At 67.1% G+C, this 12,517-nt stretch carries 12 protein-coding genes and 1 riboswitch; of the genes, 11 read left to right on the plus strand and 1 reads right to left on the minus strand.

What is annotated here, in order from left to right:
- Nucleotides 1–264 precede the first annotated feature (264 nt).
- The 3 genes from WS66_RS14365 to thpR all read left to right on the plus strand — a co-directional run bounded on the left by WS66_RS14365 (nucleotide 265) and on the right by thpR (nucleotide 3,391).
- Entirely contained in the window at nucleotides 265–759 is a 495-nt protein-coding gene (locus WS66_RS14365; RefSeq protein WP_108064680.1) for an RICIN domain-containing protein, read from the plus strand.
- 596 nt (nucleotides 760–1,355) lie between these two features.
- Nucleotides 1,356–2,846, plus strand: coding sequence for an alanine/glycine:cation symporter family protein (locus tag WS66_RS14370; protein ID WP_059599801.1), 1,491 nt, complete (start codon nucleotides 1,356–1,358; stop codon nucleotides 2,844–2,846).
- Nucleotides 2,843–3,391 (plus strand): RNA 2',3'-cyclic phosphodiesterase, encoded by a 549-nt coding sequence (thpR, locus tag WS66_RS14375; protein WP_059599802.1) that lies wholly within the window; start codon nucleotides 2,843–2,845, stop codon nucleotides 3,389–3,391. Before WS66_RS14370 ends, thpR begins: the two co-directional genes overlap by 4 nt.
- 70 nt (nucleotides 3,392–3,461) lie before the next feature.
- On the opposite strand, the gene WS66_RS14380 is transcribed toward thpR, so the two are convergent.
- Nucleotides 3,462–5,231, minus strand: coding sequence for an ABC transporter ATP-binding protein/permease (locus WS66_RS14380; protein WP_059599803.1), 1,770 nt, complete (start codon nucleotides 5,229–5,231; stop codon nucleotides 3,462–3,464).
- Between the two features lie 268 nt (nucleotides 5,232–5,499).
- A riboswitch (TPP riboswitch) is annotated at nucleotides 5,500–5,623 on the plus strand.
- Between the two features lie 234 nt (nucleotides 5,624–5,857).
- Between WS66_RS14380 and WS66_RS14385 the strand changes: the two genes are divergently transcribed.
- The 8 genes from WS66_RS14385 to WS66_RS14420 all read left to right on the plus strand — a co-directional run bounded on the left by WS66_RS14385 (nucleotide 5,858) and on the right by WS66_RS14420 (nucleotide 12,452).
- The gene (locus tag WS66_RS14385) at nucleotides 5,858–6,994 is read left to right on the plus strand and encodes an FAD-dependent oxidoreductase (RefSeq protein WP_059599804.1); all 1,137 of its coding nucleotides are present in this window, start codon (nucleotides 5,858–5,860) and stop codon (nucleotides 6,992–6,994) included.
- Nucleotides 6,995–7,026: 32 nt separating this feature from the next.
- Nucleotides 7,027–7,224 (plus strand): sulfur carrier protein ThiS, encoded by a 198-nt coding sequence (gene thiS / locus WS66_RS14390; RefSeq protein WP_014898319.1) that lies wholly within the window; start codon nucleotides 7,027–7,029, stop codon nucleotides 7,222–7,224.
- Nucleotides 7,225–7,263: 39 nt separating this feature from the next.
- Nucleotides 7,264–8,079: a thiazole synthase gene (locus WS66_RS14395; RefSeq protein ID WP_059599805.1), complete on the plus strand. Its 816-nt coding sequence runs from the start codon at nucleotides 7,264–7,266 to the stop codon at nucleotides 8,077–8,079.
- Nucleotides 8,076–9,200, plus strand: a complete 1,125-nt coding sequence (gene thiE, locus WS66_RS14400; protein WP_082728863.1) for a thiamine phosphate synthase — start codon at nucleotides 8,076–8,078, stop codon at nucleotides 9,198–9,200. Before WS66_RS14395 ends, thiE begins: the two co-directional genes overlap by 4 nt.
- Before the next feature lie 84 nt (nucleotides 9,201–9,284).
- Nucleotides 9,285–10,106: an ABC transporter ATP-binding protein gene (locus WS66_RS14405; protein WP_059599806.1), complete on the plus strand. Its 822-nt coding sequence runs from the start codon at nucleotides 9,285–9,287 to the stop codon at nucleotides 10,104–10,106.
- Nucleotides 10,103–10,870, plus strand: a complete 768-nt coding sequence (gene mlaE, locus WS66_RS14410; protein ID WP_059599807.1) for a lipid asymmetry maintenance ABC transporter permease subunit MlaE — start codon at nucleotides 10,103–10,105, stop codon at nucleotides 10,868–10,870. The genes WS66_RS14405 and mlaE overlap by 4 nt, the downstream gene beginning before the upstream one ends.
- A 24-nt stretch (nucleotides 10,871–10,894) precedes the next feature.
- Nucleotides 10,895–11,455, plus strand: coding sequence for an outer membrane lipid asymmetry maintenance protein MlaD (mlaD, locus tag WS66_RS14415; protein WP_059599808.1), 561 nt, complete (start codon nucleotides 10,895–10,897; stop codon nucleotides 11,453–11,455).
- A 31-nt stretch (nucleotides 11,456–11,486) separates the two neighbouring features.
- On the plus strand, nucleotides 11,487–12,452 hold the full coding sequence (locus tag WS66_RS14420; protein ID WP_059599894.1) for an MlaA family lipoprotein: 966 nt from the start codon (nucleotides 11,487–11,489) through the stop codon (nucleotides 12,450–12,452).
- Nucleotides 12,453–12,517: the final 65 nt, after the last annotated feature.

Consider the following 12,517-nt stretch of genomic DNA (forward strand, 5'->3'; position numbering starts at 1 on the left):
GTTTCGAAGAAAACCGGGCGTCCGAAAGGACGCCCGGTTTTTTTATGGGGCGCGAGCCTGAGACGACTGGGTTGGCGGGGATTTTCCGTGAGCACCCATCAATTTATTCGGCATCAATTAAATCGACTATTCATAAAAACAAAAATATCGATATTTATCTCGAAATAGACGTTGAATCGGGGTCTGCTGCCGCCTATAGTGATTTTTGTCCGATTAATTCGGGCATATTGAACGGTCTGGTTTTCACACTCTTTGGAGAAAATCATGGCGTATATATCGATGTCGTTTCAGTTTACGCATGATCCGACGCGCGCCCTCGGTGTTGCCCAGAACAATACCGACGGCAGCGTGATCGGCCCTAATGCCCCGTTGCAACTTCGCTACTTCACCGACCCGAATGTGCAGACTCTGTGGGACTACGATCCCACCGTTGGTTTCATCATTCTGGATTTCAGCGATTTGAACGGCGGAGGCAAGCTGGCGGTCGATTTCGCGGATGGCAAGGTCGCCGCCGAAACGCCGCTGGTCCTGCGCCCGTTCACGGGAGCGCCTTCGCAGCGGTGGAGCATCTCCATTCGCCCCGGTTACATCACGTCACTCGCCAACACCGGCCTCGTGATCGACGATCATTACGATAGTCGGCAGGCCAACAACCTCGTCTGGGCATTCCCGTACAACGGCACCCAAGCACAACAATGGACGCCGGTTCATGCCTTCCAGGCAGTCGCCGAAAGAGCGCCGCAATCGCTACGAGCATAAGAATTGTTTGCGGTCGCCGCGGGCAGAGGATCCCCGCGGCGACCCGCGCCGACCGACTCAGACGCATGCGCGTCGTCGATGGGTGAATTCTTTTGCGGCAATCAACCGGTATCGCAATAAACTGCATCGGATTCACCCGGGCTATTTCTGTTTTTTCGAGCTCGGGGGTTTCTGGGAGGGGTAGTCGTGATTAATGGGTAGGGAAAACTGCTTAAAGCATAGTTTCGTTTTTTAACGCCATTTCTGTTTGGCGATTCACTATTGCGACTGTTTTCGATTGTCAACGATCGCGACTCGCCCGCTATGGTATTTCCGCTCGGGATCGCTGCTCGCCGAGCCTGGCTCACCGTGTGACAAAGAGCAGGGATCCGGGGCATGTCGCACGCCCCGGGCATGCACTCGCCGCGCCGCCCGCCCCGTCGCATCCCCCCGCACCTCCCCGAAGCGTCGCCTAACCTGATCACATCGGACGTTGATTTTCCGCGATCCCAAATACTTTCATTTTGTAATGTTCCTTGGAAACTGTCATATCATCGCCCGCTGGCCGCGTTCGCGTGGCCGCCGCATTTGACTGACCCCATTTACAAGGACTCTGAATGGAAGCATTCGTACAAGGGCTGATCGACGCCGTCAACGGTGTGCTGTGGAACTACGTGCTGATCGCGCTGCTGCTCGGCGTGGGCGCGTGGTTCACGCTGCGGTTCCGGATGATCCAGCTGAAGGCGCTGTTCCTCAGCATCAAACTGGTCGGCAGCAAGGGCGAGCCGGGCAGCATCTCGTCATTCCAGGCGTTCGCGACCGGCCTCGCGAGCCGCGTGGGCACCGGCAACATCGCCGGTGTGGCGGTCGCGCTGACGGTCGGCGGGCCGGGCGCGATCTTCTGGATGTGGATGACGGCGCTCGTCGGGATGTCGTCGGCGTTCGTCGAGGCGACGCTCGCGCAGATCTTCAAGGTGTCGCATCCGGACGGCAGCTATCGCGGCGGCCCCGCGTACTACATCCAGACGGGCCTGCGCTCGCGCGGCTTCGGCGTGCTGTTCTCGCTGTCGCTGATCCTCGCGTTCGGCTTCGTGTTCAACGCGGTGCAGGCCAATGCGATCGCCGACGCGTTCCATACGTCGTTCGGCTGGAGCCGCGAAACGGTCGGCCTCGGCCTCGTGCTGCTCACCGCGCCGCTCATCTTCGGCGGGATTCGCCGCATAGCGTCGGTCGCGCAGGTGATCGTGCCGGTGATGGCGATCGGCTACCTTGCTCTGGCGGTCTACGCGGTCGCGACGCACGTCGCGCTGGTGCCGGGCGTGATCGCGCTGATCGTGAAGAGCGCGTTCGGGCTCGAGCAGGCAGCGGGCGGCCTGACCGGCTATGCAGTCAGCCAGGCGGTCGCGATGGGTGTGAAGCGCGGATTGTTCTCGAATGAGGCCGGCATGGGCAGCGCACCGAACGCGGCCGCGACCGCGAGCGTGCGGCATCCGGTCGTGCAGGGGTTGATCCAGATGCTCGGCGTGTTCGTCGACACGATCGTGATCTGCAGCGCGACCGCGTTCGTGATCCTGCTGTCGGGCCAGTACGAACTCGGCACCGGCATGGAGGGCGCGGCGCTCACGCAGCGCGCGATCGCGAGCCACGTCGGCGACTGGGGCGGCATCTACATGGCCGTCGCGATCTTCTTCTTCGCGTACTCGTCGGTGATCGGCAATTACGCATACGCGGAAGGCAACGTCGACTTCATCACGAAGCGGCGCGGCGTGCTGCCGCTGTTCCGCATCGCGGTGCTCGGCATGGTGATGTTCGGCAGCGTCGGGCAACTGCCGCTCGTGTGGGCGATGGCCGATACGAGCATGGGGCTGATGGCGATCATCAACCTGGTCGCGATCCTCGCGCTCGGCAAGTATGCGCATGCCGCGTGGCGCGACTATCGCCGCCAGCGCGCGGAAGGCGTCGCCGATCCGGTGTTCACGCGCAACACGATTCCCGAGCTTGCAAGCGTGCTACCCGCCGACGTGTGGGGCGAGCACGGTCCGCTGCCGCAGCGTCCGGCTTCGGAGGGCGCGGTGGTCGAAGCGCGCGTGGCGGTGCGCGAGTCATGAACGGCGACCGGCTCCGTGCATTCGTCGCGCTGGTGCCCGATGCGGCATCGCGCGATGCGCTGCACGCGTTGCCGGTCACCCGCGGCGCGCGGCGCACGATGCCGGCTCAATTGCACGTGACGCTCTCGTTCATCGGTGCAATCGAACGGGGGCGGTGCAATGCGCTGGCCGCGCGCCTGCCGGCACTCGCGGCCGGGCATGCGCTGCCGTTACAGCTGGTCGAGCGGATCGCGTGGTGGCCGAGCCTGCCGCGCGCGAGGCTGATCGTCGCGGAGCTGGCGCCCGATCCCGCCTGTGCGGCGCTGAATGCCGACGTGTCCGCGCTGCTGCACGAACTGGGCGTGCCGGCCGACGGCCGGCCGTTCAGGCCGCACGTCACGCTCGCGCGGCTGCCGCGCGACGCGGACGGGCAGCCAGCGCGCGGCGGTGCGACCGGGCGGCCGGTCGCGCTGCGTTTCGTCGCGCTGACGCTGTTTGAAAGCAGGCTGTCGCACGACGGCGTGTCGCATGTGCCGATCGTGTCGGCGCCGGTCGCGCCGGCGTAGCGGGAAAGCTGGAAGGCGGGGAGAACGAGGAAGTGAAGGCCGGCGCGGTATGCGCCGGCCTTTTTTGCGGTTAAGCGGCGACCTTGTCGCTCTCGTTCACGCGTTCGACGTTGATCGTGCCGACGTGGAACGCGGCCAGCGCCTCGCGGTGCGCGATGCTGACGATCGCGGCCTTCGGCAGCCGTTCGGCGAACAGATGATAGAGCCGCGCTTCATTGTCGGCGTCGAGCGCGCTCGTCGCTTCGTCGAGGAACAGGAAGTCCGGCTTGTGCAGCAGCACGCGCGCGCCGGCCAGACGCTGCTGTTCGCCCGGCGACAGCACGCGCGTCCAGTGGGCGGTCTCGTCGAGGCGCCCGACGTAGTCTTCCAGGTGGCACGCACGCAGCGCGTCGCGGCACGCGTCGTCGGTGAACGCGTCGGGCGCGGCCGGATAGGTGAGCGCGGCCTTCAGCGTGCCGATCGGCAAGTAGCTGGTTTGCGGCACGAACATCATCCGCGCGCCGACCGGCGCATCGATCGCGCCGTCGCCGAACGGCCACAGGCCCGCCAGCGCGCGCATGAACGTGCTCTTGCCGGAACCCGACTTGCCGACCACGAGCCAGCGCGAGCCGGGTTCGATCGTCACGTTGCCGATGTTCGCGAGCGCGTTGCCGTTCGGCAGCGCGAGCTTCAGCGACGACGTCGACAGCTTCGCGGCATCGACGTAATGCAGGTTGATGCCGCCGTGCTCGGTCGCGGGCGACATGCTTTCCTTCAGGTGCGACGTGCCCATCACGCGCTTGAACTCACGCAGACGGTTGACGGTGGCGCGCCATTCGACGAGGGTCGAGTAACTGTTGATGAACCAGGAGAACGAATCGCTGACGGTGCCGAATGCCGACGAGATCTGCATCAACACGCCGAACGAGAACGCGCCCGCGAAATAGCGCGGCGCCGCGACGACGAGCGGGAAGATGATCGCGATCTGTCCGTAGAAGCTCAGCACGAACGTAAGGCGCTTCGTGTACTTCATCACGCGCCACCAGTTGTCGCGAATGCGCGTGAACAGGTTCTGCGCATTGACGGTCTCGGTTTTCTCGCCGTCGTAGAACGCGATCTGCTCGGCGTTCTCGCGCACGCGGATCAGCCCGAAGCGGAAGTCGGCCTCGACGCGCTGCTGCTGGTAGTTGATCGACACGAGCGGGTGGCCGACCTTCTGGATGATCAGCGAGCCGACCACCGCGTACAGCGCGGCGGCCCACACCATGTAGCCGGGGATCGTGATCGGCGTCGCGCCGAGCGAGAACGTCAGCGCGCCCGCGAGCGACCACAGGATGGTGATGAACGACACGAGCGTGACGACCGTCGACAGCAGGTCGAGCGACAGCGCGAGCGTCGTCGTCGCGAACGACTGGAGGTCGTCGGTGATCCGCTGGTCGGGGTTGTCGGCGAGGCGGTCGCGTTCGATCCGGTAGAACGCACGATCGCCGAGCCACTGGCCGAGAAAGCGGTCGGTGAGCCACTGGCGCCAGCGGAACCCGAGCATCTGGCGCAGGTAGCGGCCGTACACCGCGAGGATGATGAAGCCGAATGCGAGCGCGGAGAACTGCATCAGCAGGTTCGGGAAGTCGTGGACGTCCTTCGACTGCAGCGCGTTGTAGAACTGCGCGTTCCACTTGTTCAGCTTGACATTGATCCAGACCACGCAAAGATTGATCACGATGATCGTGACGAGCAGCCCCCACGCGATTTTCCATTCGGACGACACCCAGTAGGGCTTGATGAGGCTCCATGCGGATACCGGGCGCTCGTCCTGCGGCGCGTCGGAGACGGAGCGGACGGGATCGATCGATTGGGTCATGTGCTTCCTGATGAGTAGCCGGCGCGCGGGCCTGGCGGAGCCGGACGCGCGCCGCGGTACGGCATGCCGGGACGAGGTGCCGACTGACGGCGGGCGTCCGGATGGTGGCCCGCGCGTCTTAAACGGCACTTAAGGCCGGCGGTGACGCGGCAACCGGCCGCTCGCGCGGCCGGCCTGCGGGCATTGTGCCAGAGCGGCGCGGCGCGACGGCGAATTTGCCGCAAGGGGACAGTTTGCGGCGCTTTCCGCTTTTATGGTCTAATGGCCGACGACGAAACAGGGGTGCTTCGAGCGCGGCCGACGGACAGTTCCGGGCGACGCGGCGAGGCTGAGAAAGACCCTTCGCACCCGATCCGGGTAATACCGGCGAGGGAAGTTTCTGATCCCGCCGGGCCGCGCTGGCTGCCATCCCACATGGTCAGCGCCCGAGTCCCGCCCGGCCGGCCTTTGCTGCCGGTTTCGTCCTTTTGGGTACGCGCGTCGCGCGTTACGGAAGGAATGATGACCGCTCAATCTTCAGTCTTTTGCGCTGTTCCCGATCCGCTGTCGCGTGCGTCCGCACGGGACGGTGCATGCGCGTCGACGTTCGTCGCACGCGATAGCGCTGTTCGCGGGGAGGGCGCGCGATGAACCTCCACGCTTCCCGGCCCGATTTCGCGGTACTCGGCGGCGGCCTTGTCGGCCGTCTGATCGCGTGGCGGCTTGCGGGCGACGGGCATCGCGTCGCGCTGTACGAGCGCGGCGGCCCGGACGGCGAGCAGTCGGCCGCGTGGATCGCGGCCGCGATGCTCGCGCCGCTCGCCGAGGCGGCCAGCGCCGAGCTGCTGATCACCGAGCTCGGCGCGGCATCGCTCGCGCGCTGGCCGCAATGGCTCGCGGAACTGCCCGAACCGGTGTTCTTCCAGCAGCACGGCACGCTCGTCGTCTGGCATCAAGCGGATCGCGCCGAGGCGCCGCTGTTCGAGCGGCGCGTGCGCGCGAACGCGCCGGCCGAACTGTTCGACGGTGGCTTCGTCGCGCTGGCCGGCGCGCAGGTCGACGCGGCCGAGCCCGCGCTCGCGGGGCGCTTCGCGCGCGGCCTGATGCTGCCGCGCGAAGGGCAGCTCGACAACCGGCAGGCGCTGCGCGCACTCGCGGCGGGCCTCGCGCAACGCGGCGTCGAGTTGCACTGGCACGCGACGATCGACGACGCGAACCGGCCCGACGCGCATTTCACGATCGATTGCCGCGGGCTCGGCGCGAAATCCGCGCTTCCCGCGCTGCGGGGCATCCGCGGCGAAGTCGCGCGCGTGTGCGCACCAGGCATCGGGCTTACGCGGCCCGTGCGGCTGCTGCATCCGCGCTATCCGCTGTACATCGCGCCGAAACAGGACGACCTGTACGTGATCGGCGCGACCGAAGTGGAGGGCGAGGACATGTCGCCCGTCAGCGTGCGCTCGGCGCTCGAACTGCTGAGCGCGGCGTTTTCCGTGCACCCGGCGTTCGGCGAGGCGCGCATCCTCGAACTGAACGCGCAATGCCGCCCGACGCTGCCCGATCACCGCCCGGCGGTGATCTGGGACGGCGCGACGACGCTGGCCGTCAACGGCCTGTACCGGCACGGCTTCATGATCGCGCCGGAAGTCGCGCATGCGGCGGTCGCGTTCGCGCAAGCCGCGCTCGGCGGCGCGTTCGCCGATGCCGACGCGTTCGCCGCGTGGCGCGATGCCGCGCGCTGGCCGACGCTCCTCCATCACCGCGACGACGCGCGCCAGCCGGCCTGATGCGCGCCGCCGACCGAATTCGACCAAGACTCATGGATATCCAGATCAACCAACAGACGCTGACCCTGCCCGACGGCGCAACGGTGGCCGACGCGCTCGCCGCGTACGGCGCGCGTCCGCCGTACGCGGTTGCGCTGAACGGCAATTTCGTCGCGCGCACGCAGCATGCGGCGCGCGCGCTCGCGACGGGCGACAAGCTCGACGTCGTGCACCCCGTCGCGGGCGGCTGAGCGCCGCCGGTTCGCCCTCTGCTCTTCCAGGAAAACGACATGACGTCCCTCACTTCCGCCGACGCGCTGACGCTGTACGGCGAAACCTTCGCAAGCCGCGTGTTGCTCGGCACGTCGCGCTACCCGTCGCTGCAGTCGCTGTCCGATTCGATCGCCGCGTCGCGCCCCGGGATGGTGACGGTCGCGCTGCGCCGCCAGATGACCGGCGGCACCGCAGAGGCCGGCTTTTTCGATCTGCTCAAGCGTCACTCGGTGCCGCTGCTGCCGAACACGGCCGGTTGCCAGACCGTCGCCGAGGCGGTGACGACCGCGCACATGGCGCGCGAGGTTTTCGATACCGACTGGATCAAGCTCGAGCTGATCGGCGACGACTACACGCTGCAGCCCGACCCGATCGGGCTGATCGAGGCGGCCGCGCAACTGGTCAAGGACGGCTTCAAGGTGTTGCCGTACTGCACCGAGGATCTCGTGATCGGCCGGCGTCTGCTTGACGTCGGCTGCGAGGCCCTGATGCCGTGGGGCGCGCCGATCGGCACCGGCAAGGGCGTCGTGAATCCGTACGGGCTGCGCGTGCTGCGCGAGCGGCTGCCGGACGTGCCGCTGATCGTCGACGCCGGGCTCGGCGTGCCGTCGCACGCGTGCCAGGTGATGGAGTGGGGTTTCGACGGCGTGCTGCTGAACACGGCCGTGTCGCAGGCCACGCATCCGGAAATCATGGCGCGTGCGTTCGCGCAAGGCGTCGAGGCCGGCCGTGCGGCCTATCTCGCCGGGCCGATGGATGCGCGCGAGACCGCGCACGCGAGCACGCCGGTCGTCGGGATGCCGTTCTGGCACCAGGACGGGGGCGGCGCATGAGTGCGCGCTTCGCCGATGCCTTCTGGCCGCCGGCCGACGAGCTGGCCGAAGCGGCCGAGCGGATTCGCGCCCGCCTGGGCGACTGGCCGACCGGCACGGCGGCGTGGCGGCTGTGCGTCGCGGCGCCTGACGTGCCGGCCCAAGGCGACGTGCTGATCGTGTCGGCCGGCGATCGTGCCGCGCAGGCGCGCGCGTCGGCCGCATCGCGCCCCGCGTCGTCGGACGCGGTCGCGATCGAGTTCGGCGAGCACGGCGCGGTGCTGCACGCCGCAGGCGTGCGCTACGCGCTGGAAGCTGCGCATCCGCTCGCCGACGACTGGATCGCGGCGCTCGCGGCGTTCCTCGATTGCGGTTTCGCGCCGATCGACGCGCTCGTGCTCGCGCTGGCGTGGCGCGACGGCGACGAAACGCGCGGGGCCGATGCGTGGCCGGTCGATGCCGCGCGGTTCCCGCGCGTCGCCGGCCTGGCCGCGGCACCCGAGCCCGCATTCCCGCCGTGCCCCAAGCAACTCGGCCTCTATCCGGTCGTCCCCGACGCCGAATGGGTCGAACGCGTGCTCGAGTGCGGCGCGCGAACCGTGCAGCTGCGCGTGAAAGGCGCGAACCCGGACGCGTTGCGCCGGGAAGTCGCACGTGCGGTCGCGGCAGGGCGCCGCTATCCCGATGCACGCGTGTTCATCAACGATCACTGGCAAATCGCGATAGAAGAGGGCGCGTACGGCGTACATCTGGGTCAGGAGGACCTCGAAACGGCCGATCTGGCCGCGATCGCGCGCGCGGGCCTGCGGCTCGGACTGTCGAGCCATGGTTATTACGAGATGTTGCGCGCGTTGCACGTGCGCCCGAGCTATCTGGCGCTCGGCCCCGTGTACACGACCGCGACCAAGGCCGTCGCGGCGCCGCCACAGGGCCTCGCGCGGATTGCCCGCTATGCGCGCTTCGCGGGCGCGCGCGCGCCGCTCGTCGCGATCGGCGGCGTGGGGCTCGACGCGTTGCCGGACGTGCTGGCGACGGGCGTCGGCAGCGTCGCGGTGGTCAGTGCGGTCACGGGCGCAGACGATTATCGGGCGGCGATTGTTGCGTTGCAGCAATGTTTTGCCCGACAATTTGACAATCATTGACCGCAGGGCCCGGAACGGCGTCACGACATCATTCCAATGCAGGCCCTATAATTCGGCGTTCTGCGTAAAAGGACTGTCAGCTCCGTGAGCCCCACTCCTACCGAGACACTGCTGGAACTTCGCGACGTCGACTTTGGCTATGGCGACCGCCTCGTCCTGTCGAACCTGAACATGCGCTTCAGGCGCGGCCAGGTCGTCGCCGTCATGGGCGGGTCGGGTTGCGGCAAGACGACCGTGCTGCGCCTGATCGGCGGACTGGTGCGCGCACGCCGCGGCCAGGTGCTGTTCGACGGCGCCGACGTCGGCGCGCAGACGCGCGACGGCCTGTACGCGCTGCGCCGCAAGATGGGCATGCTGTTCCAGTTCGGCGCGCTGTTCACCGACATGTCGGTGTTCGAGAACGTCGCGTTCGCGTTGCGCGAACACACCGACCTGCCCGAAGACCTGATCCGCGACCTGGTGCTGATGAAGCTCAACGCGGTCGGTCTGCGCGGCGCGCGTGACCTGATGCCGTCCGAGGTGTCCGGCGGGATGGCGCGTCGCATCGCGCTCGCGCGCGCGATCGCGCTCGACCCGCAGCTCATCATGTACGACGAACCGTTCGCGGGCCTCGATCCGATCTCGCTCGGCATCACGGCGAACCTGATCCGCACGCTGAACGAGGCACTCGGCGCGACGTCGATCCTCGTCACGCACGACGTGCCGGAATCGTTCGCGATCGCCGACTACGTGTATTTTCTGGCCAATGGTGGCGTGCTCGCGCAGGGGACACCCGACGAGCTGCGCGCGTCGACCGACCCGAGCGTGCGCCAGTTCATCGACGGCGCGCCGGACGGCCCGTTCAAATTTCATTACACGAGCCCGCCGCTGACTGCGGATTTCGGGCTTGGCGGAGGGCGCGCATGATCAGCGCGATCGGACGTTACGTCATCGGCGGCCTCGAGCGCGCGGGCTACGGCACGCGGCTGTTCGTGCGCCTCGTGCTGGAATTCTTCCCGTTGCTGCGCCGGCCGCGGCTGGTCACCAAGCAGATCCACTTTCTCGGCAACTATTCGTTCGTGATCATTGCCGTGTCGGGCCTGTTCGTCGGCTTCGTGCTCGGCTTGCAGGGCTATTACACGCTGAATCGCTACGGGTCCGAGCAGGCGCTCGGCCTGCTGGTCGCGCTGTCGCTGGTGCGTGAGCTCGGCCCGGTCGTGACCGCGCTGCTGTTCGCGGGCCGCGCCGGCACGTCGCTCACCGCCGAGATCGGCCTGATGAAGGCCGGCGAGCAGCTCACGGCGCTCGAGATGATGGCAGTCGATCCGATCAAGACGGTGATCGCGCCGCGCATGTGGGCCGGCATCATCGCAATGCCGCTGCTCGCCGCGATCTTCAACGCGGTCGGCGTGCTCGGCGGTTATTTCGTCGGTGTCGTGCTGATCGGCGTCGATCCGGGCGCGTTCTGGTCGCAGATGCAGGGCGGGGTCGAGGTGTGGGCCGACGTCGGCAACGGCGTGATCAAGAGCATCGTGTTCGGGTTCGCCGTGACCTTCATTGCACTGTTTCAGGGGTATGAAGCGAAGCCCACGCCCGAGGGCGTGTCGCGCGCGACGACCAAGACGGTCGTGTTCGCGTCGCTCGCCGTACTCGGCCTCGATTTCCTGCTGACCGCGCTGATGTTCAGCTAAGCCTCAGCCAAGCCAAATTTTGGGATGACGATGAAAAAGACTGCTCTCGACTTCTGGGTCGGCCTGTTCGTGGTGGTGGGCTTCCTTGCGGTGCTATTCCTGGCGCTCAAGGTCGGCAACATGAGCTCGCTGTCGTTTCAGCCGACCTACTCGGTGAGGATGAAATTCGACAACATCGGCGGACTGAAGCCGCGCGCCGCCGTGAAGAGCGCGGGCGTCGTGGTCGGCCGCGTGAAGTCGGTCGGCTTCGACACCAACACCTATCAGGCGCTGGTGACGATCGATATCGACGGTCAGTATCCGTTCCCGAAGGATTCGTCGGCGAAGATCCTGACGTCGGGCCTGCTCGGCGAGCAGTACATCGGCCTCGATCCGGGCGGCGACACCGAAATGCTGAAGGCGGGCGATACGATCACGATGACGCAGTCGGCGATCGTGCTCGAGAACCTGATCGGCCAGTTCCTGTACAGCAAGGCAGCCGACGCGGGCGGCGCGAAACCGGCATCCGGGGCCTCGGCCGCGCCGGCGGCACCCGCGCCGGTCGCGGTGCCGGCCTCCGCGGTGTCCGGCTCGGCTGCCCAATAACCACACGAGAGAAAGACAAGAGGGAATGACCATGCAGACGATCCGCATCAGGCACGCCGCGCTCGCGGTGGCGGCAGTCGCCGCGTTGAGCGGTTGCGCGACCGTGCAGACGCCGACCAAGGGCGATCCGCTCGAAGGCTTCAACCGGTCGATGTACAAGTTCAACGACACGGTCGACACGTACGCGCTGAAACCGGTCGCGAAGGGCTACCAGTACGTGGTGCCGCAGCCGGTGCGCGACAGCGTGACGAACTTCTTCTCGAACATCGGCGACGTCTACATCGCCGCGAACAACATCGTGCAGTTGCGAATCGCGGACGGCGTCGGTGACATCATGCGCGTCGTGATCAACACGGTGTTCGGCGTCGGCGGCCTGTTCGACGTCGCGACGATTGCGAAACTGCCGAAGCACACGGCCGATTTCGGGATCACGATGGGCCGCTACGGCATGCCGTCGGGCCCGTATCTCGTGCTGCCGCTGCTCGGCCCGAGCACGCTGCGCGACACGGCAGGCCTCGGCGTCGACTACGTGGGCAATCCGCTCACCTACGTGAAGCCGGACGGCCTGAGCTGGGGCCTGTTCGGCGTGAACCTCGTCAACACGCGTGCGAACCTGCTCGGCGCGGGCGACGTGCTGGATGCCGCGGCGCTCGACAAGTATTCGTTCGTGCGCAACGCCTACCTGCAGCGCCGCCAGATGCTGATCGACAACGCGCGCGGCGAGGCCTCGACGGCGTCGAGCAACGATGCGCTGCCGAAGTACGACTTGCCGGACGATGGCGCGGCACCGGCGGCAGCCGGCGCGGCCGGAACGGCGGGCGCGGCTGCAGTCGGCGGCGCGACGGCACCGGCCGGCGCATCGGGCGCGGCCGTCGCCGTACCGGCGTCGGGCAGTGCCGAAGCACCGAACCCGGCCAGCGCGACGAACGTGCCGGCAATGCAGATGACGCCGCCCGCACCGGGCGGGATTCGTTTCCCGAGCATCAGGCTGCACTGACCAACTTACATTCGTTACAGCCGGAAACGATTCAGTCGGTAGCGCACGCGAACTTGCGCGTAAGC

The organism is Burkholderia sp. LA-2-3-30-S1-D2 (genome assembly GCF_001523915.2).
GTDB classification, from domain to species: domain Bacteria; phylum Pseudomonadota; class Gammaproteobacteria; order Burkholderiales; family Burkholderiaceae; genus Burkholderia; species Burkholderia diffusa.

Excerpts from the sequence above, each read along its gene's own strand:
- WS66_RS14365 (WP_108064680.1), top strand. The coding sequence starts at position 265 with ATGGCGTATATATCGATGTCGTTTCAGTTTACGCATGATCCGACGCGC.
- WS66_RS14370 (WP_059599801.1), top strand. The coding sequence starts at position 1,356 with ATGGAAGCATTCGTACAAGGGCTGATCGACGCCGTCAACGGTGTGCTG.
- thpR (WP_059599802.1), top strand. The coding sequence starts at position 2,843 with ATGAACGGCGACCGGCTCCGTGCATTCGTCGCGCTGGTGCCCGATGCG.
- WS66_RS14380 (WP_059599803.1), bottom strand. The coding sequence starts at position 5,231 with ATGACCCAATCGATCGATCCCGTCCGCTCCGTCTCCGACGCGCCGCAG.
- WS66_RS14385 (WP_059599804.1), top strand. The coding sequence starts at position 5,858 with ATGAACCTCCACGCTTCCCGGCCCGATTTCGCGGTACTCGGCGGCGGC.
- thiS (WP_014898319.1), top strand. The coding sequence starts at position 7,027 with ATGGATATCCAGATCAACCAACAGACGCTGACCCTGCCCGACGGCGCA.
- WS66_RS14395 (WP_059599805.1), top strand. The coding sequence starts at position 7,264 with ATGACGTCCCTCACTTCCGCCGACGCGCTGACGCTGTACGGCGAAACC.
- thiE (WP_082728863.1), top strand. The coding sequence starts at position 8,076 with ATGAGTGCGCGCTTCGCCGATGCCTTCTGGCCGCCGGCCGACGAGCTG.
- mlaE (WP_059599807.1), top strand. The coding sequence starts at position 10,103 with ATGATCAGCGCGATCGGACGTTACGTCATCGGCGGCCTCGAGCGCGCG.
- mlaD (WP_059599808.1), top strand. The coding sequence starts at position 10,895 with ATGACGATGAAAAAGACTGCTCTCGACTTCTGGGTCGGCCTGTTCGTG.
- WS66_RS14420 (WP_059599894.1), top strand. The coding sequence starts at position 11,487 with ATGCAGACGATCCGCATCAGGCACGCCGCGCTCGCGGTGGCGGCAGTC.